Source organism: Cellulomonas sp. HZM (genome assembly GCF_000708885.1).
Lineage (GTDB): Bacteria > Actinomycetota > Actinomycetes > Actinomycetales > Cellulomonadaceae > Cellulomonas.
Window position 1 is genome coordinate 1 of sequence record NZ_JEOE01000041.1, and the last position, 24,058, is coordinate 24,058.

Annotated in this window: 21 protein-coding genes; 14 read left to right on the forward strand and 7 right to left on the reverse strand. The window is 74.0% G+C overall.

What is annotated here, in order from left to right:
• The first annotated feature begins 116 nt into the window (after nucleotides 1-116).
• From AW16_RS0114775 to AW16_RS0114790, 4 genes are all read left to right on the forward strand, one after another.
• Nucleotides 117-2,207, forward strand: coding sequence for an alpha/beta fold hydrolase (locus AW16_RS0114775; protein ID WP_081861713.1), 2,091 nt, complete (start codon nucleotides 117-119; stop codon nucleotides 2,205-2,207).
• 169 nt (nucleotides 2,208-2,376) lie between these two features.
• On the forward strand, nucleotides 2,377-2,604 hold the full coding sequence (locus AW16_RS0114780) for a DUF6458 family protein (protein WP_029291663.1): 228 nt from the start codon (nucleotides 2,377-2,379) through the stop codon (nucleotides 2,602-2,604).
• A gap of 130 nt (nucleotides 2,605-2,734) precedes the next feature.
• Nucleotides 2,735-3,409 carry a heme oxygenase (biliverdin-producing) gene (locus AW16_RS0114785; RefSeq protein WP_029291665.1) on the forward strand — a complete coding sequence of 225 codons (675 nt, stop codon included), beginning with the start codon at nucleotides 2,735-2,737 and terminating at the stop codon, nucleotides 3,407-3,409.
• Nucleotides 3,410-3,521: 112 nt separating this feature from the next.
• Entirely contained in the window at nucleotides 3,522-4,937 is a 1,416-nt protein-coding gene (locus AW16_RS0114790) for a diguanylate cyclase (protein WP_029291667.1), read from the forward strand.
• Nucleotides 4,938-4,958: 21 nt separating this feature from the next.
• Here AW16_RS0114790 and AW16_RS0114795 read toward each other — a convergent pair whose 3' ends face one another.
• The gene (locus AW16_RS0114795) at nucleotides 4,959-6,797 is read right to left on the reverse strand and encodes an NHL domain-containing thioredoxin family protein (RefSeq protein WP_034649451.1); all 1,839 of its coding nucleotides are present in this window, start codon (nucleotides 6,795-6,797) and stop codon (nucleotides 4,959-4,961) included.
• A gap of 51 nt (nucleotides 6,798-6,848) precedes the next feature.
• Entirely contained in the window at nucleotides 6,849-7,049 is a 201-nt protein-coding gene (locus AW16_RS0114800; RefSeq protein ID WP_156044200.1) for a hypothetical protein, read from the reverse strand.
• Nucleotides 7,050-7,150: 101 nt separating this feature from the next.
• On the opposite strand from AW16_RS0114800, the gene AW16_RS0114805 reads away from it, so the two are divergent.
• Nucleotides 7,151-8,350, forward strand: coding sequence for an acyltransferase (locus tag AW16_RS0114805; protein WP_081861714.1), 1,200 nt, complete (start codon nucleotides 7,151-7,153; stop codon nucleotides 8,348-8,350).
• Here AW16_RS0114805 and AW16_RS0114810 read toward each other — a convergent pair.
• On the reverse strand, nucleotides 8,280-9,584 hold the full coding sequence (locus tag AW16_RS0114810; RefSeq protein ID WP_156044201.1) for a polysaccharide deacetylase: 1,305 nt from the start codon (nucleotides 9,582-9,584) through the stop codon (nucleotides 8,280-8,282). The genes AW16_RS0114805 and AW16_RS0114810 overlap by 71 nt on opposite strands.
• Before the next feature lie 93 nt (nucleotides 9,585-9,677).
• On the opposite strand from AW16_RS0114810, the gene AW16_RS0114815 reads away from it, so the two are divergent.
• The 4 genes from AW16_RS0114815 to AW16_RS0114830 all read left to right on the forward strand — a co-directional run bounded on the left by AW16_RS0114815 (nucleotide 9,678) and on the right by AW16_RS0114830 (nucleotide 13,335).
• Nucleotides 9,678-10,082, forward strand: coding sequence for a DoxX family protein (locus AW16_RS0114815; protein WP_231496078.1), 405 nt, complete (start codon nucleotides 9,678-9,680; stop codon nucleotides 10,080-10,082).
• A gap of 123 nt (nucleotides 10,083-10,205) precedes the next feature.
• Entirely contained in the window at nucleotides 10,206-11,318 is a 1,113-nt protein-coding gene (locus AW16_RS0114820) for a cutinase family protein (RefSeq protein ID WP_029291678.1), read from the forward strand.
• Nucleotides 11,319-11,446: 128 nt separating this feature from the next.
• Complete coding sequence (locus tag AW16_RS0114825; protein WP_029291680.1) at nucleotides 11,447-12,265, forward strand: patatin-like phospholipase family protein; 819 nt, start codon at nucleotides 11,447-11,449, stop codon at nucleotides 12,263-12,265.
• Nucleotides 12,262-13,335 carry a 1-acyl-sn-glycerol-3-phosphate acyltransferase gene (locus tag AW16_RS0114830; protein ID WP_051681984.1) on the forward strand — a complete coding sequence of 358 codons (1,074 nt, stop codon included), beginning with the start codon at nucleotides 12,262-12,264 and terminating at the stop codon, nucleotides 13,333-13,335. Before AW16_RS0114825 ends, AW16_RS0114830 begins: the two co-directional genes overlap by 4 nt.
• Here the strand turns inward: AW16_RS0114830 and AW16_RS0114835 are convergent.
• Complete coding sequence (locus AW16_RS0114835) at nucleotides 13,314-14,207, reverse strand: methyltransferase (protein ID WP_231496079.1); 894 nt, start codon at nucleotides 14,205-14,207, stop codon at nucleotides 13,314-13,316. The genes AW16_RS0114830 and AW16_RS0114835 overlap by 22 nt on opposite strands.
• A 251-nt stretch (nucleotides 14,208-14,458) precedes the next feature.
• Nucleotides 14,459-15,064 (reverse strand): TetR/AcrR family transcriptional regulator, encoded by a 606-nt coding sequence (locus tag AW16_RS0114840; RefSeq protein ID WP_029291686.1) that lies wholly within the window; start codon nucleotides 15,062-15,064, stop codon nucleotides 14,459-14,461.
• Between the two features lie 280 nt (nucleotides 15,065-15,344).
• Here AW16_RS0114840 and AW16_RS0114845 point away from each other — a divergent pair, with 280 nt between their 5' ends.
• From AW16_RS0114845 to AW16_RS0114865, 5 genes are all read left to right on the forward strand, one after another.
• The gene (locus AW16_RS0114845) at nucleotides 15,345-16,646 is read left to right on the forward strand and encodes a helix-turn-helix domain-containing protein (RefSeq protein WP_231496080.1); all 1,302 of its coding nucleotides are present in this window, start codon (nucleotides 15,345-15,347) and stop codon (nucleotides 16,644-16,646) included.
• 203 nt (nucleotides 16,647-16,849) lie between these two features.
• Nucleotides 16,850-18,373, forward strand: coding sequence for an aldehyde dehydrogenase family protein (locus tag AW16_RS0114850; RefSeq protein ID WP_029291691.1), 1,524 nt, complete (start codon nucleotides 16,850-16,852; stop codon nucleotides 18,371-18,373).
• Between the two features lie 215 nt (nucleotides 18,374-18,588).
• On the forward strand, nucleotides 18,589-18,993 hold the full coding sequence (locus tag AW16_RS0114855) for a DUF779 domain-containing protein (RefSeq protein WP_029291693.1): 405 nt from the start codon (nucleotides 18,589-18,591) through the stop codon (nucleotides 18,991-18,993).
• Between the two features lie 24 nt (nucleotides 18,994-19,017).
• Entirely contained in the window at nucleotides 19,018-19,551 is a 534-nt protein-coding gene (locus AW16_RS0114860; RefSeq protein ID WP_029291694.1) for a DinB family protein, read from the forward strand.
• A 144-nt stretch (nucleotides 19,552-19,695) separates the two neighbouring features.
• Nucleotides 19,696-20,604 carry a hypothetical protein gene (locus AW16_RS0114865; protein ID WP_156044202.1) on the forward strand — a complete coding sequence of 303 codons (909 nt, stop codon included), beginning with the start codon at nucleotides 19,696-19,698 and terminating at the stop codon, nucleotides 20,602-20,604.
• A gap of 58 nt (nucleotides 20,605-20,662) precedes the next feature.
• On the opposite strand, the gene AW16_RS0114870 is transcribed toward AW16_RS0114865, so the two are convergent.
• Together AW16_RS0114870 and AW16_RS0114875 are read right to left on the reverse strand one after the other, a co-directional pair.
• Nucleotides 20,663-21,577 (reverse strand): transglutaminase family protein, encoded by a 915-nt coding sequence (locus AW16_RS0114870; protein WP_029291698.1) that lies wholly within the window; start codon nucleotides 21,575-21,577, stop codon nucleotides 20,663-20,665.
• A complete protein-coding gene (locus AW16_RS0114875; RefSeq protein ID WP_029291700.1) occupies nucleotides 21,574-24,048 on the reverse strand; it encodes a circularly permuted type 2 ATP-grasp protein in 2,475 nt (824 codons plus the stop codon). The genes AW16_RS0114870 and AW16_RS0114875 overlap by 4 nt, the downstream gene beginning before the upstream one ends.
• Nucleotides 24,049-24,058: the final 10 nt, after the last annotated feature.

Here is a 24,058-nt window from a genome sequence, read left to right on the forward strand (position 1 = left end):
TGCCGGGGTGCTCGACGGCGTACGGCTCGCCGGCACCGGACCGCTCACGGCCCGGATGTGGACGCGCCCTGCCATCGGCGTGATCGGGGGCGTGGGATCTGGAGCGGTATGTCGCGATGCCGCGGGTGTCCGGGCTGAAGCTGTCGCCCGACGGGAAGCGGCTCGTGACCGCCGTGCAGACTCTCGACGAGAAGCGGACCAGGTACGTCACCGCGCTGTGGGAGGTCGACCCCGCGGGCGAGCGGCAGCCCCGGAGGCTGACCCGCAGCGCGAAGGGCGAGTCGAGCGCGGCGTTCACCCCCGCGGGCGACCTGCTGTTCACCAGCGCGCGCCCCGACCCGGACGGCAAGGAGTCCGACGACCCGGTGCCCGCGCTGTGGCTGCTGCCGGTCGACGGCGCCGAGGCGCGTGTCGTCGCGGACCGGGCCGCCGGGCTCGGCGGGGTCAAGGTCGCGCGGGACGCGGGGACGCTCGTCGTCGGCTCGGACGTGCTGCCGTCCGCCACGGACGCCGAGCACGACGAGAGGCTGCGCACCGCCCGCAAGGACAAGAAGGTCGCCGCGATCCTGCACGACGGCTACCCGGTCCGGTACTGGGACCACGACCTCGGCCCCGAGCAGCCCCACCTGTTCACGGCGGACGTCCCGACGAGGGTGTCGGCAGCCGATGCGACGACGAAGGACCCGCGACTGACCCTCACCGATGCGACTCCCGACGCGCGCGGCAGCCTGGTCGAGCAGGGGTACGCCATCAGTCCCGACGGCGCGACGATCGTCGCCGGGTGGACCCGGTTCGGTGCGCGCGGGGACCAGCGCTCGCAGCTCGTCGCGATCGACGTCGCCTCCGGTGAGCGCCGGGTGCTGGTCGACGACCCGGCGCTCGACCTAGGCGGGCCGCAGATCAGCCCCGACGGCCGCTGGGTCGTGCTCCAGCGTGACACCATCTCGACCCCGCAGGTCGCGCCCGTGGCCCGGCTCGCGCTCGTGCCGCTGGCCGGCGGCGAGGTGCGCGTCGTGGCCGACGAGTGGGACCGGTGGCCGCACGGGGCGCAGTGGCTGCCGGGCAGCGACGCGATCGTCGTCGTCGCCGACGACCTGGGCCGCGCCCCCGTGTTCCGCATCGACCTGGCGCACGGCGGCGGCACGACGACCGACACCGTGACCCGCATCACGCACGACGACGCCGCCTACTCCGACCTGCAGGTGAGCCCCGACGGCACGACGGTGTACGCGATCCGCGCGTCCTACGAGCGCCCGCCCCACCCCGTCCGCATCGACCTGGCGACCGGCGAGGTGACCGCGCTGCCCACCCCGGCGCCCGCGCCGGAGCTGCCCGGGCGGCTCGAGGAGGTCGAGACCACGGTGGCCGACGGCCGCACGGTCCGCGCGTGGCTCGCGCTGCCGCACGGTGCTCCCGCCGCATCCGACGGGGCCGGCGGGGCCGACGAGGGACCTGGCACGGGCGGCAGCGCGCACGACGCGAAGCACCCCCTCCTGCTGTGGATCCACGGCGGTCCGCTCGGCTCGTGGAACGCGTGGTCGTGGCGCTGGAACCCGTGGCTGCTGGTCGAGCAGGGCTACGCGGTGCTGCTGCCCGACCCGGCGCTGTCCACGGGCTACGGCCAGGAGTTCGTGCAGGCGGGCTGGGGTGCGTGGGGCGACGCACCGTTCACGGACCTCATGGCGATCACGGACGCGGTGGTCGCGCGCGACGACGTCGACGAGACCCGCACGGCTGCGATGGGCGGCTCGTTCGGCGGGTACATGGCGAACTGGGTGGCGGGCCACACGGACCGGTTCGCGGCGATCGTCACGCACGCGAGCCTGTGGGCGCTGGACCAGTTCGGCCCCACGACGGACGCGGCGTTCTACTGGGCGCGCGAGATGACCCCCGAGATGGCGGCGGAGCACTCGCCGCACGCGTCGGTCGGGAGCATCGCGACGCCGATGCTGGTCGTGCACGGTGACAAGGACTACCGCGTGCCGGTCGGCGAGGGGCTGCGCCTCTGGTACGAGCTGCTGGCGCACTCGCAGCTGCCCGCGGACGACGAGGGCCGCACGCCCCACAGGTTCCTGTACTTCCCCGACGAGAACCACTGGGTGCTCAGCCCCCAGCACGCGATCGTCTGGTACCAGGTGGTGACGGCGTTCCTCGCGGAGCACGTGCTGGGAGACGGGACCGCGCAGTACCCCGACATCCTGGGCTGAGCGGTCGCGCGGTCCGGGGCGGCACGGCGCCCCCGGGACGGGCCGCTGCGAGGGACGCAGGGGTGACCCGATCGGGTGGCGTGCGCCGCTCGAGGTGCGGGCGTGCGCGTCCCGGGAGACGCTTCCAGCCGGATCCGGTCCGTACGCGGCCGGCCGGGAGGAGGACCTCATGGGTATCGGCGGCGGCATCTTCCTGATCGTCGTGGGCGCGATCCTGGCGTTCGCGGTCAAGGACTCCGTGAGCGGCGTCGACCTCGCGCTGATCGGCTACATCTGCATGGGCGCGGGCGTCCTGACGCTGATCATCGCGCTCGTGATGAACGCGCAGCGCACCAACACGACCCACCGCGAGGTCGTCGAGCGCCGCGACGTGCCGCCGGCCCCGCCGACGGCCTGACGGGAAAGCAGCGGGACAGCCCACGGCCGGGGTAGGCAAGCCTTACCTACATGACGTACGCTTCCTGACGAGTTGTCATCACGACTGTCGTCGTCCTTCTCGTCACCGTCGTCACCGCCCCGGGAGCGCCATGTCCACCACCGCCGTCCGAGAGGTCGCCGACGCGACCCGCACGCCGCTGTCCCTCGCGCTGCGCGAGGGCACGCGTGCGGAGCACGAGAGCGCCGAGCGCACCGGCTTCGTCGAGCAGCTCCTGGCGGGGCGGCTCGACCGTGCGGCCTACGCGGACCTCGCCGTGCAGCAGCTCGCGGTGTACACCGCACTGGAGGCCGCGGGCGCTCGTCTGCGCGAGCGCGGGGACGACCACGAGCTCGTGTTCGACGAGCTGACCCGCGTGCCGGCCATCGAGCGGGACCTGCGCTTCCTCGTCGGCGACGACTGGGCGGCCCGGGTGCGGTTCCTGCCCGCGACCCAGGCCTACGCCGAGCGGCTCGCGACGTGCGGCGACGACATCGCGCTCTACGCCGCGCACGCCTACACGCGCTACCTCGGTGACCTGTCGGGCGGCCAGATCATCGCGCGCATGATGCAGCGCCACTACGGCTTCGGCACCGACGGCCTCGAGTTCTACGCGTTCCCCGAGATCCACAAGCTCAAGCCGTTCAAGGACGTGTACCGCGAGCGCCTCGACGCGCTGCCCCTCGACGACGCCCAGCGCGCGGCCGTCGTCGAGGAGGCGCGCGTCGCGTTCCGCCTCAACCAGGCGGTGTTCGGCGAGCTCGGCGAGGTGCACGCGGTTGCGTGACGCGGCGCCCGACGAGGACACGCGCCGCGACACGCCGGGCGGACGGGTGATGTGAGCGCCCGGTTCGCCCATCTGTGTCGTGCTGTCACCCCGCGTGGACGATGATGTCCCGGTGACACGACGCGCAGCGACGACGGGCGTGCGTGCGGGCCGTCGATCCGCCGCGCACCTCGTCGGCGTGCGCGGGCTGGCCCTAGCTGCGCACCGCCTCGACCGCTGCCGCACGCTCGACGACGTCGCCCAGCAGGCCACGAGCACGGGCGTCGAGCTGCTCGACGCGTCGAGCGTCGCGTTCTGCCGCATCGAGCAGGACACCTGCCGCATCCTGCTGGTCACGCCCGTGCCCACGGACCCGCGCCGGCTGTGGCACACGCGCGCGTCGTACCGCGCAGAGGACCGGCCTGCGTTGCGCGAGCTCATCCGGGAGCGCACCAGCTGGGTCGCGCACGCGGTCGACGTCAACGGCGACCCGGTCGACGCGCAGGACCCCGAGGCGGGCGACGAGGTCGAGATCGAGACGCTGCGCGAGCTGGGCGGGGGCTCGGCGCTCGCGTGCCCGATCGTCGTCAACGGCATCGTCTGGGGCCAGGTGTACGCCGCGCGGCCGCCCGGCGCGGGGCTGTTCACGGTCGACGACGTGGCGCGGGCGGAGGTGCTCGCGGCGCTCGCAGCCGGCGCGATCGCGCGCGTCGACCTCGAGGACCAGGTGCGTCACCTCGTCGCCGACGACCCGCTGACGGGCCTCGCGAACCGGCGCGTCATCGACTCCGTCGCCGAGAGCGCCCTGGAGTCCGGCGACGAGACGTGCATCGTGATGTGCGACGTCGACGGGCTCAAGCGCGTCAACGACCTCATGGGCCACGACGCGGGCGACGACCTGCTGCGCACGGTGGGCGACGTGCTGCGCCGCATCACCGACGCGCTGCCCGGGACCACCGCGGCGCGCATCGGCGGCGACGAGTTCGCGCTCGTGACGCAGGGCCGGCGTCGCGCCGAGGTGTCCGAGGTCATCGCCTCGACCCTCGCGATGTACCCGCTGCCGCACGGCGCGGCGATCTCCTACGGCATCGCGTCGACCGCGGTGTCCGGCCCGGTGTCGGCGCGCACGCTGTTCCGCCGCGCGGACGTCGAGCAGTACCGCAACAAGCGCGCGCGAGCCCGCCGGCTGCAGGTCGCGACGCCCACCGCGGACCCCGGCGTCACGGCCGAGCGCGTGGTCGTCGTCGGCTCCGCCGCGATCGCGGCCGCGCAGTCCGGCGTGGTGCCGCGGCTGTGCGCGCTCGCGGCGGCGGTCACCGAGACGCTCGGCGGCTCGCAGTGGGCCGTTCTCATGCAGCGCGGCGACGACGCGTCGGCCGTCGCGCGCGGCGGCAGCCCCGCCGACTTCGACCGGGACCAGTCGACCCGGCGGTTCGCATACGGGCCGTGGGTCGTGGACGTGGGCGCGTCGTCGACGGCGGCGCAGGGGCCGACCGTGAGCGCGGCGCTCGAGGCGCTCGTGGCGGTCGCGGTGGTCGGCGCGGGCTGACGCCGCCTGTGCGGTGACGGCTCAGCCGTGCAGCGGCAGCGTGAGCGTCGTCGGCCCGCCGTCGACGAGCCGCACCGGCACGCCCCAGTCCTGCGCGTTGAGGTGGCACGCGGGGTACTCGATCGCGGGGTCCGCGTCGCAGCTCGCGGCGTGCGCCGTGACGTGCAGGACCCCCTCGCCGACCGCCGGGTCGAGGCGCAGCGTCCGGGTCAGCGGCACGTCGTCGCCCGCGCCCTCGAGGATCAGCCCCGGCGGGGTCGACGAGACCTGCAGCCGGGTCGAGGGGCCGTAGCGGTCGTCGTACTTCTGACCGGCTGCGGGGGTGAACACCACGTCGAGGTCGACGAGCGTGCCGAGGTCGGTGACCGGGCGCTGCGTGCGGTGGGCACCCGCGTCGACGCTGGTCACCGCACCGAGGGACACGCGCGTGATGCGGTGCGCGGCGGACTCGACGACGAGCAGCGTGCCGTCCGGGAGGACGACGAAGCCGCTGGGCTCCGCGAGCCCGTCGGCGAGCGTCGTCACCTCGTCGTCCGCGTACCGGCGCACCGCACCGTTGTACGTGTCCGCGACGACGGCCGACCCGTCGCCCAGCACCGCCACGCCCAGCGGGTGCTGGAGCCGGGCCTGCGCGGCGGGCCCGTCGCGGTGCCCGAAGTCGAACAGCCCCTCGCCGACGACGGTGTGCACGGTCCGGCCGGCCGGGTCCACCCACCGCAGCGCGGACGTCTCGGAATCGGCGAGCCAGATCCGCTCGTCGGCCCCGACCGCGAGCCCGGACGGCTGCGCGAACCACGCGTCGGCGAGCGGACCGTCGAGCAGCCCCTCGTTCATCGTCCCGGCGAGCGGCACGACGTCGTCGCCGTCGAACGTCCACAGCGTGTGGTTCCCGGCCATCGCGACGACGAACGCGCCGAGCGCGGCCGACCACACGACGTCCCACGGTGAGGACAGCTTGCGCCGCCGCGCGGGCGTCGGACCGTCGGCTGACTCGTTGTCGGCGGCGCCCACCATGTACTGCTCGCCGGTGCCCGCGACTGTCGTCACCGCGCCGTCGGCCAGCCGCACCCCGCGCAGCGCGTGGTTCACGGTGTCCGCGACGAGCACGTCGTACCCGAGGCGTTCGCGCAGCTCGTCGGGTACCAGGCACAGCCCGTTGGGCTCGTCGAACCGCGCCTCGTCGGGACCGCCGTCCACGAGCCCGCGCTCACCGGCCCCGATCCGCCGGACAAGCGTCTCCGCGTCCGGCGCGAGCTCGACGAGCGAGTGGTGCCCGGCGTCCGCGACCAGCAGGTTCCCGCCCGGCAGCGCGAGCGCCTTCGCGGGGAAGCGCAGCGTGCCGCTCGTCGGCTCCGGGGGCACGTACGGGCCGTCGCCGCGGTGCAGCGTGCCCTTCGCCTCGTGCTCCGCGACGAGGTCGCGCACCAGCACCTCGAGGTTGTGCCGGTGCCCCTCGCCGGCCATCTGCGCGACGACGTACCCCTCGGGGTCGATCACGACGAGCGTCGGCCACGCCCGCGCCGTGTACGCCGACCACGTGACCAGCTCCGGGTCGTCCAGCACGGGGTGCGCCACGCCGTACCGCTCGACGGCCGCCGCGAGGGCCACGGGGTCCGCCTCGTGCGCGAACTTCGGCGAGTGCACGCCCACGATCACGAGCACGTCCCGGTGCTGCTCCTCGAGCTCGCGCAGCTCGTCGAGCACGTGCAGGCAGTTGATGCAGCAGAAGGTCCAGAAGTCGAGGACGACGACCTTGCCGCGCAGGTCGGCCAGCGTGACGTCCCGGCCGCCCGTGTTGAGCCAGCCGCGGCCGACGAGTTCGGACGCACGGACGCGGGGCAGGCGGGCAGGGCGGGTCACCGGATCATTCTCCGACACGACGAAGGGCGCCGAGTCAGCGTGCTGCGGCCGCTACCCGCCCCCGAACAGCTCCCGCTTGTACCGGCCGAACTCGACCAGGACGCGCGTGACCTCAGTCGCAGGTTCGCATCGCTCCTGGGCCTCGAGCGCCGTGAGGTAGGCCGCCGCGGCGATCGCGTGGCACACGTCCTCGTCGGTGTGGTCCCACAACCGGTCGCGGACACGCTGCTCGACCTCGAGACGACTCGTCACGACCCAGACGCTACCCGCGCGAGGCCGCCCCGGCCCGGCGTTCACCCGCTGCGCGTCCTGAGTTCACCTGGTGCTCGGCCGGCGGTGGAACACTCCCGCGGGTGACCCAGACCGCGCCGCGCGAAGCCGTCGCCGAGCCCGGCGCCCCCGTCGCCGGCCCCGCGGGCGACATCCCCGCCGACGGCGCGGCACCCGCCCGCGGCGCACGGCTCCGGGCGCTCGACGGCCTGCGGCTCGTCGCCGCGCTCGCGGTGTGCCTCTACCACTACACCGCGCGCTCGGACATGACGAAGCACTGGGGCGCCGACCCGTCCGACCTGTTCCCGCGCATCTCGTCGGTCGCGGTGTACGGCCCGATCGGCGTGCAGCTCTTCTTCGTCATCAGCGGGTTCGTCATCTGCATGAGCGGGTGGGGGCGCACGACGAGGGCGTTCGCGGCCTCCCGCATCGCGCGCGTGTACCCGGCGTACTGGGCGGCGCTGCTGCTGCTCGTCGGCGCGATGCTGGCGTGGCCCGCGGTGTCCGGGACGCCCCGGGCCGACGACGTGCTGGTCAACCTCACGCTGCTGCAGGTGCCCGCGGGGGCGCCGCGGATCCTCGGCGTCGACTGGACGCTGTGGGTCGAGGCGTGGTTCTACGTGCTGTTCGCGGTCGCGGTGCTGCGCGGGGCGGGGGCGAGCCGTGCGCGCGTGCTGCGGTTCTGCTGGGTGTGGCTGGGCGCGGGCCTGCTGGTCACGGCGTTCGACGTGCCGGTCCTCGACGAGCTCCTGATGCCCGACCACGCGCCGTTCTTCGTCGGCGGCATGGCGCTGTACGTGGTGCACCGGTTCGGGTCCGCGCCCGAGCCGTGGGCGCTCGTCGTCGTGAGCTTCGCGCTCGGGCAGCGGCGCGTGGTGCAGGACCTGTGGCACCCCGGCACGGACATGTACATCCAGCGGTCGCCCCTGGTGATCATCGGGGTCGTCGCCGCGTGCTACCTGCTGGTCGCCGCGATCGCGCTCGGCTGGTTCGGCTGGGCGCGCTGGCGGTGGCTGACGACCGCAGGGCTTCTGACCTACCCCTTCTACCTCGTGCACGAGCACCTGGGCTGGTACGTCATCACGTGGCTGTCGGACCGCGGCGTGGACCCGCGCGTGACGCTCGTCGCGACGGTCGTCGGGATGCTGGTGCTCGCGTGGCTCGTCCACCGGCTGGTCGAGCGGCCGCTCGCGCCGCTGCTGAAGCGGGCGGTCAGCGCACGGGCGGCAGCGCCTGCAGGTGCGCCAGCACCTTCGGGTCCTGCGCCTGCATCCACGCGATGACGTCCGAGTAGGTCGCGCAGATCGTGCCGGGGTCGTCGCACACCTCGAGCATGAAGTCCTTGACCGCCGGGTTGAAGGCGTTGCCGCTCCACGCGTTGAAGTGGTTGCCGATGACGAGCGGTGCGCGGTTGCCGTGCCGCGCGACGTCGTACATGTGCTCGTAGGTGGCGAGCACCTTCGCGCGGATCTGCGGCGCTGCGGCGGGGTCGTTCTTCGCGCCGTTGAACTTGAACCAGAAGTTGTAGTCCATGGCGGTGACGTCACCCAGCGTCGGGGACGCGACGTACTGCATCGGGAGCTCCCAGACGCCGTGCACCTGCCGCGGCCACGCGATCGAGCCCGAGCCCGACGTGTCGTAGACCATGCCGTGCTCGCGCCACGCCGGCAGCACCGCGGAGAACTTGCCCTCCAGGCACGGCAGCCGGCCCCCGACGATCGACGACGCCGGGACCTGAAGGTCCGGGGCGTCCGGCAGCCCGTCGATCGTCTTCCACCGGTCGACGAAGGTGAAGAACTGCCCGAGCTCGCTGCGCCACTGCTTCGAGCTCCACTGCCCGCCGCCGGGCGCGGCCTCGTCGCAGAAGTGCCCGTTGTAGTGCGTCCCGATCTCGTCGCCCGCGGCGTACGCCTGGTTGAGGTCGCCGACGAGCCGCTCGACCTGCGCCGGGGTGCCCCCGAACCCGACCTCCGAGACCCCGCGCCGGTGACCCGGCCCCTGGTAGGCGTCTCCGTGCGCGTCGGTGAGCAGGTACGTGCCCGACAGGAAGCCCGTGAAGCGCGCGTCGACCTTGTCCGCGGCGGCCAGGAACTCCTGCCAGCGGTCGTGCCAGCCGGCGCCGTCGAACGAGAACAGCACGAACTGCGGCGGCTTCTCGCGCGGGCGCAGGGGGCGGACGTCGACGTTGGAGGCGCGGCGGTGCGCGACCTCGACCGCGCTGGGAGCGGGCGGCGAGGGGGACGACGGCGGGGACGACGAGGGGGACGACGTGCTCGTGGCTCCCGGGCCGGCGGGAGGCGCGGTCGTCGGCGCGGTGCTCGTCGGCCCGTTGCTCGTCGGCCCGTTGCTCGTCGGCGCGGTGCTCTTTGGTCCGGCGCTGCTCGTCGGGCTCGGCGGGCTCGACGAGGCGTGCGCGCCCCCGGCCGACGTCGTCCCCGCGGTGCATGCCGCGAGCGCGAGCCCGACCGCCACTGCACCCGCGGCGGTGCGCGCACGCCGTGTCGCGGTCAGCCTCATCGCCACCTCCCACCCGACTGTCGCACCGCCGCCGGGGTCGACCGTCGCGGCGCGCCGCGCGGGTCTCGCCTGCGGGGCACACGCCGGGCGAGGATGGGCGCCCGCTCGTCGTCCGGCCAGGGAGTTCTCGTGCTCGTCGCCTACTGGGTCCTCGCGGGCCTGCTCGCCGTGTTCTACGCCTACTCGGCGGTGCTCAAGCTGGTGCGCTCGCGCGAGCAGCTGCAGCCGATGATGCACTGGGTCGAGCGCGCGCCCATGCCCGCGGTACGCGCGATCGGTGCCGTGGAGGCGCTGGGCGTGCTCGGCCTGCTGCTGCCGCCGTCGACCGACGTCGCCCCGGTGCTGGCCGGGTGGGCGGCCGTGGGACTGGTGCTGCTGCAGATCGGTGCGACGACGCTGCACGTGGTGCGTGGCGAGGCGCGGCAGATCGGGCTCAACCTGGGCCTGCTCGTCGGGGCCGCCGTCGCGGCGGTCCTGGCGTTCCGCCTCTGGGGCTGACGAGGAGATTCACCCGATCGCCTGCCGGATCACCCGAATGCTTGCGATGTGTCCGGTTCCCCGTGGCTAGCTTCTGCGGTGGCCGGCGGATCACCGCCGGTCGCCCTCCACGGAAGGAACCTCGTGAGCCTCAGATCTCGCGTCGCGCTCGCCGCCGGCCTGGCCGCCGCACTCGTCGTCTCGCTGTCCGCCGGACCCGCGTCCGCGGCAACGCCGTCGGCGCCCTCGACGGTCTCCGTCAGCCGCTCGTCGGCGGGCGGCTACAACATCTCCTGGACCGGGGTGAGCGGCGCGACGGGCTACACGATCTACCGCGAGCTGCCGGTCCGTGCGGACACCGACGGGCACGGCTGGATCGTCACGGGGTTCACCTGGAGCGCCTACGCCACGGTCAGCAGCTCGACGCGCAGCCTGCGCACGAGCGACCTGCTGACGTCCGAGGTGAACTACGACTACATGTCGGGCCGGTGGGCCGTCGCGGCCAAGAACTCGTCGGGCACGGGCGCGAAGAAGATCAACACGGCGCGGTGCGCGAGCGCGTACTTCCTCTCGGCGCGCGGCTCGGGCCAGAACCCCTCGAAGCCGAGCGAGAACCCCACGAAGTACTCGAGCGGCATGGGCGATCGTGGCCTGCGCGTGTACGAGGACGCCCGCGTCCGGCTCGGCCTCAAGCGCAGCCAGATCCAGGCGAACATGGTGTCGTACCCCGCGATCGCGATCGGGTGGCGCGTGGCCGACAAGTTCAACTACGACACGTCGATGAACATCGGTGCGACGAACGTCTACAACCAGGTCAACAACATCGTGTCCCACTGCTCGTCGGCCAAGATCATCCTGTTCGGGTACTCGCAGGGCGCTCAGGCGGTCGGCAACGGCTACGCGATGCTCTCCTCGAGCGCGAAGAAGCACGTGACCCAGGTGCACCTGTTCGCCGACGCGAAGCGCAACTCCGCCGACCCGAACATCTACCACCGGCCCATCATGCAGAAGGGCCAGAACGGCATCTGGGGCGCCCGCGCGAACTTCACCGGGACCACCGACGTCCAGCAGATCATGAGCTGGTGCTGGAGCAGCGACGACATCTGCAGCAAGGACTCGGTCCCGACGACGATCCACGGCTCGGCCTACGACTGCTACGAGGACTGGGCGGCGGAGCACATCGCGGCCCGCGTCCGGAACATCAAGTGGATCCCGTCGGCGAACATCACGCACCCGTCCTGCTCCATGAAGATCTGACCCGCGCGGCTCGGTGCGCCCGGGCGAGCGCGCGGGTTCCCGGTGGGTGCGCGGGTCGGTGGTGCGACTCTCGCCGGGAACCCGCGTGCTCACCGGCGCGCGTCGGTGGGTCGTGCCACGATCACCGGGTGACGACAGGATTCGTGCTCGGCGGCGGCGGCGTGCGTGGTGCCGTGCAGGTCGGGATGCTGCAGGCGCTGCTCGGTGCGGGCATCGTGCCGGACCTCGTCGTCGGGACGTCGATCGGCGCCATCAACGGCGCCGCGCTCGCGAGCGACCCGACGCCCGCGGTCGTCGACCGGCTCGTCGAGGCATGGGCGTCGCCCGCGGCGGCCGCGATCTACGGCGACTCGTGGCCCAAGCAGCTCGCGCGGCTCGCGAAGTCGCGCACCCACCTCAACGACCCGGCGCCGCTGCGCGCGCTGCTCGTCGACATGCTGGGTGAGGACCCGCAGTTCGAGGACCTGCGGATCCCGCTCGCGGTGACGGCGGCGAGCATCGAGCGGGCGGCGGAGCGGTGGTTCGACCACGGCCCGTTGGTGCCGGCGATCCTCGCGTCGTCGTCGGTGCCGGGCGTGCTGCCGCCGACGAAGATCGGCGACGAGCACTTCGTCGACGGCGGCATGGTCAACTCCATCCCGCTCGGCGAGGCGATCCGCCGCGGCGCGACCCGTGTGTACGTGCTGCAGGTGGGACGGATCGAGGAGACGCTCGAGGCACCCGAGAAGCCGTCCGAGGTCGCGCGCGTCAGCTTCGAGATCGCGCGCCGACACCGCTTCTCGCGCGAGATGGACGCCGTCCCCGAGGGTGTGAGCGTGCACGTGCTGCCCAGCGGGGGGCCCGCCAAGGGCGACGAGAAGCTCGGCTCCTACCGCCGGATGGACGCGACGAAGGCCCGGATCGAGGCGGCGTTCACCGCGACGACCGCATACCTGGACCAGCAGTGAGGTGGCGGCTCCCGCCGCGCTGGGTGCGGCGCGTCGTGCTCGCCCCGGCGATCGTGCTCGCTGCGGTGGTCCTGGTCCCGACGACGATCCTGCTCGTGATCATCGTCGGCGGCGTGCTGTCCTGGGTGCTGCCCGGGCGGCTGCGCATCCCGCGCATCGCCTGGATGGCCAGCTTCTACGTGCTGTGGGACGCGGCGTGCCTCGTCGCGCTGCTCGGGCTGTGGATCGGCTCGTTGTTCGGCGTCTACGTCCGACGGCCGGCGTTCCAGCGCGCGCACTACACGCTCGCGCGCCGCATGCTGCAGGTGCTCTTCTGGCAGGTGCGCTGGACGCTGCGCCTCGAGATCGAAGTCGTCGACGCCGACCTCGGCGGGCGGATGCCCGGCACACCGGTCGTCGTCGCGAGCCGGCACGCCGGACCGGGCGACTCGTTCATCCTGGTGCACGCGCTGCTCAACTGGTTCGACCGCCGCCCGCGCATCGTCCTCAAGGACACGCTGCAGTGGGACCCCGCGATCGACGTGCTCCTCAACCGCCTGCCCACGCAGTTCGTCACGCCGCGCAAGGCGCGCCGACATGGTGCTCCCGGACAGTCCGACGCGGTGGGCGGCCTGGCACGGGACCTCGGTCCGCACGACGCGCTGCTCATCTTCCCGGAGGGCGGCAACGTGACTCCCGGTCGGCGTCTCGCGCGCATCGAGGCGCTGCGCGAACGGGGCCGCGACGACCTCGCCGCGCGGGCCGAGCAGATGACCAACGTCATGGCGCCGCACTCCGGTGGCCTGCTGGCCGCGCTCGACCAGGCTCCGCAGGCGGGCGTCGTGTTCGTGGCGCACACGGGCCTCGACCGCCTCGTCACGGTCCGCGACATCTGGCGCGAGCTCCCCCTCGACAAGCGGATCGTCATGAAGGGCTGGTCCGTCGCTCCCGACGAGGTCCCGCGCGACCCGGACGAGCAGGAGCAGTGGCTGTTCGACTCGTGGCTGCGCACCGACGAGTGGATCGCGGACAACGCGCCGGTCGACTCCGCGCGGTCCCAGGTGCGATCTCAGGTGCGGTCGAGCACGTAGATGCGCGGGTGGTGACCCTTGGCGAACACACGCGTCTCGCTGGTGCGGCTCCAGCCAGTCTGCGCGCGCAGCACCCGGTCCATCACCTTGATCTCGTGCGTGAGCACGAGGAGCCGGGCGCCCGGTGCGGCGAGCCTCGCCGCCGTGCCGAGAAGGTCGGTGTGCACCTGCTCGGCCGTCGCGTGCGTGCCGTGCAGGTCGCTCCACGGCGGGTCGGCGAGGAGCAGGTCGTACTCGCCCTCGGCAGCGGCGACGTCCCCCGTGACGAGCGTCGCGCGGCGGGTCAGGCCCGCGGCCTCGAGGTTGGCGCGGGCCGCCTCGGTCGCGGTCGACGACACGTCGATCGCCACGGCCTGCGCGGCGGGACCGGCGAGGAGCCGCTCGATCAGCAGCGTGCCCGACCCGGACATGAGGTTGACCACGCGCTGCTCGTCGGACCGCCCGGCGAGGCGCACCATCGCGGCGGCGATCGTCGCGTTGGCCGCGCCCGGGTAGTCCGCGACGCGCCACGGGCGCGCGGACAGCGGCCGGTTGCCGACGCGCACGAGCACGTCCCAGCCGGGGTCGGCCGTGCCGTGCGCCGGGCTCCCGTGCGCCGGGGCTCCGCGCCGCACGCGGAGCACCAGCTCACCGCGCTCGTCGTCGTGCTTGAGCCCCGTCGCGCGCGCGATCTCCTCGCCGAGCCGTGCGAACACCGCGGAGTCGCTGCCCGCGGCCTCGAACCGGAACGTCGAGGACCCCGCGACCCGTAGCGACGCGTACGCGGCCTCGACGATGCGCGCGAGGTGCTCGCCGCTCGTCAGCGAGCGCGGCCGGGGCACGTCGAAGTGCAGCACGACGAACGAGGCGACGGCGGTGGTCAGGGCGCGCACGTCCGCGAGCGGGCCCGCGTAGGTGAGGCGCAGGGCGTCGTCGCGACCGGCGACCGGCGACGAGGGGCGGCCCAGGCGCTCGCGGACCTCGTCGCGCAGGACGTCGCCGAGGCCGGCCAGGAACGTCAGCTCGAGGCTCGTGGGGCGGGGTGTGCTCGGGGAGGGGGTGGTCTGCCGTCCACCCGCACCACCGCGTCCGCCTGCACCACCGCGTCGGCGCGAGCCGTCGGCCCGGCCGCGCCGCGGCGCGCTCAGGCCGGCACCGGGGCGAGCGCCCCCACGGCCCGGAGCACGAACTGCTCCGTCTGCTCGATCGCCCGCTCGCGCTCGGGACCGTCGTCGGGGACACCGCGACCGGACAGGCACGCGTTGACGAGGGGAACCGTCACCTCGAGGTCCTGCTGGGGGAAGGCACCGGACTCGATGCCCGCCGTGAGGATGTCCCGCAGGATCACCTCGACGACGGCGACGTGCTCGCGCACGCGCTGCTGCGTCCCGCGCGAGAGCACCGAGCGCAGCTCCGGGCCGGGCGCGAGGTGGTAGACCCGCTTCAGCTGGACCTGCTGGCGCACGTAGGTGCGCAGCTGCTCGACCGGGTCGTCGATGTCGTCGAGCGAGCGCTGCAGCGTCGCGGCGTACTGCTCGGTCTCGTGCGTGATGAACCCGAGGAGGAGGGCCTCCTTGTCGGGGAAGTGGTTGTACACCGCGGTGCGGCCCACGCCGGCGGCCTGCGCGATCTCCGCGAGGGTCACGGCGTCGAAGCCCTGCTCGGCCATGAGGGTCGACAGCGCGGCGAACAGCTTCTGCCGGGTCTGCTCGCGGTGCTCGTGCAGCGACCCGCCGATGATCTTGGGCATGGTGACATTCTGGCACGCTTCGTCAGATCCTTGCTCCGGAACCGGGTGGTTCGATCCGGATCAGCGGAACTTGTGACGCGTGGGGCTGGTGAGCACTGCCGGCGGACCCGTGCGTCGACTCGTGTCACAGGTGCCGCTGATCCTGGATTCGGAGCGGGCACCGGCAGGCCCTGCCGGATCACGCGGCGCGTCCTTACACTCGAGATGGACGGCGGCGCGGGCGCGCGGTCGTCGGTGCGACGACGACGTCGACGTCGGCACCAGCCGGCAGGAGGTGTGCGTGAGCACCACCAGCGTCACGGGTGCGCTCAGCCCGATCCGGGGCGAGCCGCCGACGAGCGCGGCCCACGACGAGTTCGTCAGCACCGGCCACGCCCCGGCCCGCGGGGTGCGCCGGGTCGTCGCCGACTCCTGGCGCCGCAGCAGGCGCAGCGGCGTCGACCCCGAGCGCCCCGCCCCGCCGGTCGACGTCTCCGCGGCGGACCTGGCCGGCCTGCGCAGCGAGCACCCGTTCGCGGCGGTCCTGCCCGTCGTGCGCCGACTGCTCCTCGACGGCGACCCGGCGTGGGTCGCGGCTCTCACCGATGCGAGCGGCCGGCTCCTGTGGGTGGGGGGCGACCGTGGTGTGCGGCGCGCGGTCGAGGCCGCGGGCTTCGTCGAGGGGGCCGTGTGGCGCGAGGACTGCGCGGGCACCAACGCCCCGGGGACCGCGCTCGCCACGGGTCGCGACGTCCAGGTGATCGGCAGCGAGCACTGGGCGCGGCCCGTCCAGCCGTGGAACTGCGCGGCCGTCCCCGTGCACGACGTCCACGGCACGGTGCTGGGCGTGCTCGACGTCACGGGCGGGCCACCGGTCGCGACGAGCATGGCGATGCGGCTGGTCCGCGCGACGGCCGCGGCCGTCGAGGCGACGATCGCCGCGGGCACGGGCCGCGCCGCGCCGGCGACCCCCGCCCCGCCGGCGCCCCTGCTCCGCGTGCTCGGCAGCCAGGGTGGGACCGTCGTCGTCGACGGCACGGCCCACCGCCTGTCGCGCCGGCACGCGGAGATCCTGCTGCTCCTCGCCGAGCACCCCGCGGGCCTCGCGGCCGACGAGCTCGCCGTGCTGCTCTCCGAGCACGAGCTGTCCGCGGTCACGGTGCGTGCCGAGGTGTCCCGGCTGCGCCGCGCGGTCGGCCCGCTGCTGTCCGAGTCCCGGCCCTACCGGCTCACGCGAGCGATCCGTTCCGACGTCGACACGGTCCGCTCCGCGCTCGCGCTGGGGGACGTCGCGGAGGCGATCGGCTCCTACACCGGGCCGGTGCTGCCACGCTCGGCCGCCCCGGGGGTCGAGCGTGTGCGCGCGGCGGTCGCCGACGAGGTGCGGGCCGCCGTCCTCGCGAGCCACGACCCGCACCTGATCGTGCGGTGGGCGGCGTCCGACGAGGGTGCCGACGACTGGGACGCGTGGCGCGCGCTCGCGGCGGCGTCGGCGCCCGGGTCGGCGGGGCAGCTGCGTGCGCACGCCCAGCTGAGCCGGCTCGAGGCCGAGCTGGGCCCGCCGCGCGGTGCACCGGCCCGGCCCAGCCCGGGCCGCGGCTGACGAGATCCCGCCCACCGGCCGTCGAAGGATCGTCGGCCTGCTCGTCGGCCCAGCCGTCTGCCCAGCCGTCTGCCCAGACGTCGGCCCGGCACCCGCTGCAACGCCCCTGCAACGTGCGCGTGCCTACGGTCCGGACCAGGACGCGGCGACGATGCCGCACCCGGGCGAGCGATCGCCCGCACCCGGAACGGATGGGGCACGCCATGACCGTCTACGCAGCGCCGGGCAAGCCCGGCAGCCCGGCCACCTACCGCGAGCGCTACGACCACTGGATCGGCGGGGAGTTCGTCGCCCCGGCCGCGGGTCGCTACTTCGAGAACCCGTCGCCGGTCACGGGGCACACGTTCACCGAGGTGGCGCGCGGCGACGCGGCCGACATCGACCGTGCGCTCGACGCCGCGCACGGCGCCGCGCGGTCCTGGGGGAAGACCTCCGCGACCGAGCGGGCGGTGATCCTCAACAAGATCGCCGACCGCATCGAGGAGAACCTCGAGATGCTCGCCGTCGCCGAGACGTGGGAGAACGGCAAGCCGGTGCGCGAGACGCTCAACGCGGACCTGCCGCTCGCGATCGACCACTTCCGCTACTTCGCGGGTGCCGTGCGCGCGCAGGAGGGGTCGATCTCGGAGATCGACGAGGACACGATCGCGTACCACTTCCACGAGCCGCTGGGCGTCGTCGGGCAGATCATCCCGTGGAACTTCCCGCTGCTCATGGCGACGTGGAAGCTCGCGCCCGCGCTGGCTGCCGGGAACACCGTGGTCATCAAGCCGGCCGAGCAGACGCCCGCGTCGATCCTGTTCCTGATGGAGCTCATCGCCGACCTGCTGCCGCCGGGCGTGGTCAACGTGGTCAACGGGTTCGGCGTCGAGGCCGGCAAGCCGCTCGCGTCGTCGCCGCGGATCCGCAAGATCGCGTTCACGGGCGAGACGACGACCGGGCGCCTGATCATGCAGTACGCGTCGCAGAACATCATCCCGGTGACGCTCGAGCTGGGCGGCAAGAGCCCTAACATCTTCTTCGAGGACGTCGCCCGCGCCAAGGACGACTACTACGACAAGGCGCTCGAGGGGTTCGCGATGTTCGCGCTCAACCAGGGCGAGGTGTGCACGTGCCCGTCGCGCGCGCTCATCCAGGAGTCGATCTACGACGGGTTCCTCGCGGACGGCATCGCGCGCGTCGAGGCCATCAAGCAGGGCAACCCGCTGGACACCGACACGATGATCGGCGCGCAGGCGTCGAACGACCAGCTGCAGAAGATCCTGTCGTACATCGAGATCGGCAAGGAGGAGGGCGCCAAGGTCCTCACGGGCGGCCAGCAGGCGCACCTCGAGGGCGACCTCGCGGACGGCTACTACGTGCAGCCGACGATCTTCGAGGGCAAGAACTCGATGCGGATCTTCCAGGAGGAGATCTTCGGGCCGGTCGTCGCGGTGACGTCGTTCTCCGACTACTCGGACGCGATCCACACCGCGAACGACACGCTCTACGGGCTGGGCGCGGGTGTCTGGTCGCGCGAGCAGGCGACCGCGTACCGCGCCGGTCGCGACATCGAGGCCGGCCGCGTGTGGACGAACTGCTACCACGCGTACCCGGCCGCGGCGGCGTTCGGCGGCTACAAGGGCTCGGGCGTCGGGCGCGAGAACCACAAGATGATGCTCGACCACTACCAGCAGACGAAGAACCTGCTGGTGTCGTACTCGGGTCAGAAGCTCGGCTTCTTCTGACGGGTGCCGGCCGGGTGCCTGGTCCGGCACCCGGCCGGGGACGCGACCGGATCAGCGGCACTTGTGACGCGAGGGACACGAGTTGCCTCGCAGAGGCGCTCCGAGTGCACTCCTGTCACAAGTGCCGCTGATCGGAGATGGTTGCGCGTGCGAGCGGCGACGAGGTCCGAGCGGAGGCGCGGCCCGAGCGGCGGCCGGGGACGAGGGAGGCGGAGATGAGCGACGGCACGAGCACGCTTCCGGAGCGGGTGGCGGTGACCCCCGACGCCGCGGCGCTGCTGAGGCAGCTGCGCGCGCAGCACGGCGAGCTGATGTTCCACCAGTCCGGCGGGTGCTGCGACGGGTCGTCGCCCATGTGCTACCCGGCGGGGGAGTTCCTCACCGGGGACGTCGATGAGCACCTGGGTGACCTCGACATCGGCGACGGCGGAGTCGTCCCCGTGTGGATGACGCGCGCGCAGTACGAGTACTGGAAGCACACGCACCTCACGATCGACGTGGTGCCTGGCCGCGGCGCCGGGTTCTCCCTCGAGGCGCCCGAGGGGGTGCGGTTCCTCATCCGCTCCCGACTCCTCACCGACGACGAGTACGCCGAGCTCCACACCGCGGGGGTCCTGTAGCGCCGACGCGGGTACCGTGCGGTCATGACGAGCGACGCGCCGCAGATCGAGCCCGACGACAAGGACTGGACCTGGGTGCTGCGCGAGCGCTGCCCCGAGCGCGGGTTCGCAGCCGCCGACGTCGACCCGCGTGAGATCGGCCCGACGGTGCGCGACCTGGTGCCCCGCTGGGTGTCCGCGCTGCACCGCGAGGACGCGCGCGTGCGGCCCGCGCCGACGACGTGGTCCACGCTCGAGTACGGCGCGCACGTGCGCGACGTCTTCGGGGTGTTCGACGAGCGGCTCGCGCTCATGCTCGACCACGACGACCCGCCGTTCGCCAACTGGGACCAGGACGCGACCGCGCTCGCGGAGCGCTACGACCTGCAGGACCCGGTGGTCGTCGCCGAGCAGCTCGCGGACGCGGGAGAGGGGATCGCGGACCGGTTCGACGCGGTGCCCGACGACGCGTGGGAGCGCACGGGGAAGCGCTCGAACGGGTCGGAGTTCACGGTCCGCACGCTCGGGCAGTACTTCCTGCACGACGTGGTGCACCACCTGCACGACGTCGGCGCGTAGCCCGCGCGCACAGTTGTCCACAGGGTTACCCACACCTCTGGGTAACTGAGCGCGTCACCCTGTGGACAGCGCTGTTGGCACACGGTGGACGGTTCGCCACACGCTGGAAACATCCCGGCAGCAATGCGTGGCTAGCGTCCGGACATGGCACAGGACCTGGCAGCCCACGCATCCGGTGTGTTCGGTCTCCCCGCGGAGCTCGACGGCATGCACGTGCTCGCGCTGCCGCCCGGCGCGGACGTCGTGGCGCTCGCTCGCGCCTGGTTCGGGGACGCGCGCTGGGAGCGGGAGCCGGTCGCCGCGGTGCGGGTCGCGCGCCCGATGACCGGGGCTCGATTCCGCGGCATCGCCGTGCAGGAGGAGCAGCCGGGTGTGCAGGGGCTCCTGCGGCTCGACGAGGAGGCGGCGCTCGTCGGCCCCGTCCCGCTGCCGGCGACGCACGAGCACGGCCCTCGCGACCTGTACGGCCTCGAGCACGTGGGGCAGGCGGCGCTGGACCGCGCGGCCGGCTGGATGACCGCGACGGCACGGCACGTGGGCGGGCTCGTGCTCCCCGCGGACCGCGTGCGCGCGATCGCGCCGGACCCGGAGGCGCGCATCGACCTCACGCTGTGGACCGCGATCCCGATGACGACGGCCGACGTCGTCCCGCTCGTCCGGCCCGCGCTCAGCGGCGCCCGCCTGAGCCCGGTCGACGTCCCCGCGCCCCCGGGCGGGGCCCCGCAGCCCTTCACGATCACGGCCGCCTACGAGTACGACGGCGCGGTCCGGCTGCGGATGCACCGACCTCGCGCGACGCCCGTCGCGCTGCAGGCCGTGGACTGGCGCGAGCACGGGCCGTGGGCGTACGAGGTGAGCTGGCAGCCCCTCGAACCGGGCGAGCTCACCACGGAGACCCCGTCGCCGCTGCACGTCATCGCACGTCAGCGCGTGGCGCCGTCGATCGCGCGCGTGACCAGCGCGTTGTGGCGCGCGTGCGGCGGGACGGTGCTGGACGGCGGCGGGTTCGTGGTCACTCCCGACGAGCTGCGCGACCGGGCGTCGCGGCGCTGACCCGTCCGCTCCGCCCGCACGCCGCCGCACTCACGCGGGGCACATCGCTCGGATCGCGTCACTCGAACCGCGGCGACCCCGTCGGCACCAGGTCCACCTGCACCGACAGCCGCGAACCCGACCCCTCGGTGAAGATCACGCCCCGCAACGGCGGCACGTCGTGGTAGTCGCGCCCCCAGCCGAGCACCACGTACCGGTCGTCGACCAGCTGGTCGTTCGTCGGGTCCACGTCCACCCACCCCGCACCGGGCAGCCACACCGACACCCACGCGTGCGACGCGTCCGCGCCCCGCAGCTTCTCCCGCCCCGCGGGCGGCCGCGTCTCGATGTACCCCGACACGTACCGCGCGGGCAGCCCGTGGGCGCGCAGCGCGGCGATCATCAGGTGCGCGAAGTCCTGGCACACGCCCGCCCGCTGGGCGAGCAGCTGCGCCTGCGTGGTGTGCACCGTGGTCGAGCCGGAGCGGTAGTCGAGCTCGGTGCGGATGCGGTGGGCGAGGTCGACGACGAGCTCGGCCAGCTCGCGGCCCGGCGTGAACGACGGCGCAGCCCACGCACGCACCTCGTCGCCCGTGCTGACGTGCGTCGAGGGCAGCACCATCTCCCGCAGCGCGACGAGCACGTCGGACGAGACCGCCGCGGCGGCGTCCCCCGTCTCGACCGACCGAGCGGTGTCCTCCCACGTCACGGCCGGCAGCGCCTCGGGGACGGTGCGGGTCACCTCGATCGTCGACCGCGACGTCACGACCAGCTCGGTGTGCGGGCTGGTCACGCCGAAGTACGTGGTGCGGTTGCCGAAGTAGTCGACGTGCGACGACGAGTCGGCCGGTGCGGGCTCGACGAGCACCGAGGAGTCCAGCACCGCCTGCCCCGGGAGGTCGCGGGGCGTCATCGTCGTGCGGCCGTAGGAGTCGGTCACCGTCGCCGCGTACGTGTACGTGGTGCGGTGCACGAGGTCGTAGGTGCGGGTCACGGGCGCTCCTGCTCGTCGGCCGCGTCCCACGGGTCCTCGAGCGCGCGGCTCGGGCCGGGGCGGACGAACGCGGCGCGCTCGATCTCGTCGGCCGCCTGCCGCAGCCGCCAGCCGATCGAGTCGAGCGTCTCGTCGAGGCGCTCCCGGCGTCCCTCGCCTGCGCTCGCCGCGACCGGGTCGAGCTCCGCGAGCAGGTCGGCGACGCCTCCGAGCAGGTGCGCGGCGGCGGGGGTCGGTCCCAGGTCGTCGGCGAGCCGGTCGAGGCTGAACGCGACCGAGCGCGGGTTGGTCGGGTCCAGGAGCAGCAGGTCCAGGACCTCGGGCACGCTCGCGGTCGACGCGTAGCGGCGGCGGAACGTGATCGACGAGTCGTGCGCGAGCACCACCGAGTCGACGAGCTGGCTCTCGACGGCTGCGGCACGGCGCTCGACGAGCGTCGCCCGCAGGTGCTCGACGACGTGCTGCGCGCGCTCGACGCGGCGTCCCGCGTCGAGGAACCGCCAGCCGATGTCGCGCACGAGGCCCTCGGACGCGATGCCCGCGACCGCGAGCAGCCCCTCGAGCACCTCGTCGAGCACGGGTCGCAGCCCCGCGGTGGCGGCACCGTCCTCGTCGGCGAGGCGCAGCTCGAGGCCGTCCGCGGCGGGTCGGCGGCGTGCCCGCTCGCTGCGCAGCACGCGGTCGATGCGGGCGAGCGGGCCGAAGGTGTCGCTCGAGAGCTGGTCGCGCACCGCCGCTGCGGCCGACGACAGGCGCCGCAGCGACGCCGCGACCGACGCGGGCGTGCGCGCGTCGAGCACCAGCTCGCGCAGGCTCGCGCCGGTCCGCTCGTCGTCGGGCTCGAGGCCCGAGACCAGCACCGCGAGGGCCCGCGCGCCCGCGGTGCGTGGCCGGGCGTGGAAGTCGTCCCAGCGGTCGACGACCACGCGCAGCACCCGCGCGGCGCCCTCCGCGCGCTCCGCGTAGCGGCCCATCCACCACAGGTTCTCGGCCGTTCGGGGCGAGATGCCGCTGCCCGCGCGCCTCCCGCCGAGCACCGGCTCGGCCGCCTCGTCGGGGGCCTCCTGCGACGACAGCACCCACACGTCCTTGGCGACGGCGCCCGACGACGACGAGACCACGGGCTCGTCGGACACGCGCGCGAGCCCGCCCGCCATGACCGCGTACGACCCGCGGTGCGCGACCGCGAACGTGCGCAGCATCGCGGCGCGCGGGCCGTCGTGCGTCTCGTCGCGGTGCGACGGCTCCTGCGCGGTCCACAGCCAGGGCTCGGCGGCGATGCGGCGCGCGAGCTCGTCGCGCTGCGCCGCGTCCAGCTCCCAGCCCGCGACGAGCCCGGTGCCCGCACGGCGCTCCGAAGGCAGCAGCGCGAGGTCGCCGAGCCGCCCCAGGACGTGCTGCAACGACGACGGGTCGCCGCACCACCACGTCGGCGGGGACGGCAGCAGGAGGTCGGCGTCGAGGACGGTGCGCGCGAGCCGCGGCAGGTATGCCAGCAGCGCCGGGTTCTCCAGCACCGAGGCGCCCAGCGGGTTCACCACGCTCACGTTGCCCGCGCGCAGCGTGCGCACCAGCCCGGGGACGCCCAGCCGCGAGCCCGTGCGCAGGTCGAGCGGGTCGCACCACTGCGCGTCGACGCGGCGCAGCACCACGTCCACGGCCTCGAGCTCGCCCAGCGAGCGCATCCACAGCCGCCCGTCGCGCACCACGAGGTCCGAGCCCTCGACGAGCGGCAGGCCCAGCATCGACGCGAGGTACGCCTGGTCGAACGCCGTCTCGCTCGCCGGGCCGGCCGTGAGCAGCACGACCCGCGGCTGCTCCGCGTGCGGGGGCGCGACGTCGCGAAGCGCGGTGCGCATCGCACGGAAGAACGGGCCGAGCCGCTGGATGGACGCCTGGCGGTACACGTCGGCGAGCACCTGGGCGACGACGCGCCGACCCTCCATCGCGTACCCCGCGCCCGACGGTGCCTGCGTGCGGTCCGCGACCGCGGTCCACGCGCCGCGCCCGTCGCGCACCAGGTCGGTCGCGGTGAGGACCAGCTCCCGCCCGCCCGGCAGCCGCAGCCCGTCGACCGCGCGCAGGAACCCGCCGTGCGACACCACCGCGGTCGGCGGCAGCAGGCTGTCCGCGAGGAGCCGCCGCGCGCCGTAGACGTCGGCGAGGACGGCGTCGAGCAGCTCTGCGCGCTGCACCAGCGCCGCGTCGAGCGCCGACCACTCGGCCTCGTCGATCGTCACCGGCTCCGGGTCCAGCCGCCACGGGCCGGCGCCCTCGGGGCGGTCGGCGCCGTAGGTCACGCCGTGGTCGGCGAGCAGCCGCTCCGCCTCGTCGCGCGCGCGTGCCAGGCGAGCCCGGTCCGGTGCGTCGTCGGGGTCGGGCAGCCACGACCAGTCGGGCGCGGACACAGCGCCGCCGCCCGCGCCGCCACTCGCGCCGGTGCCCACGACCCCGCTGGCGTCGGTGCCCACCCCCGGTGAC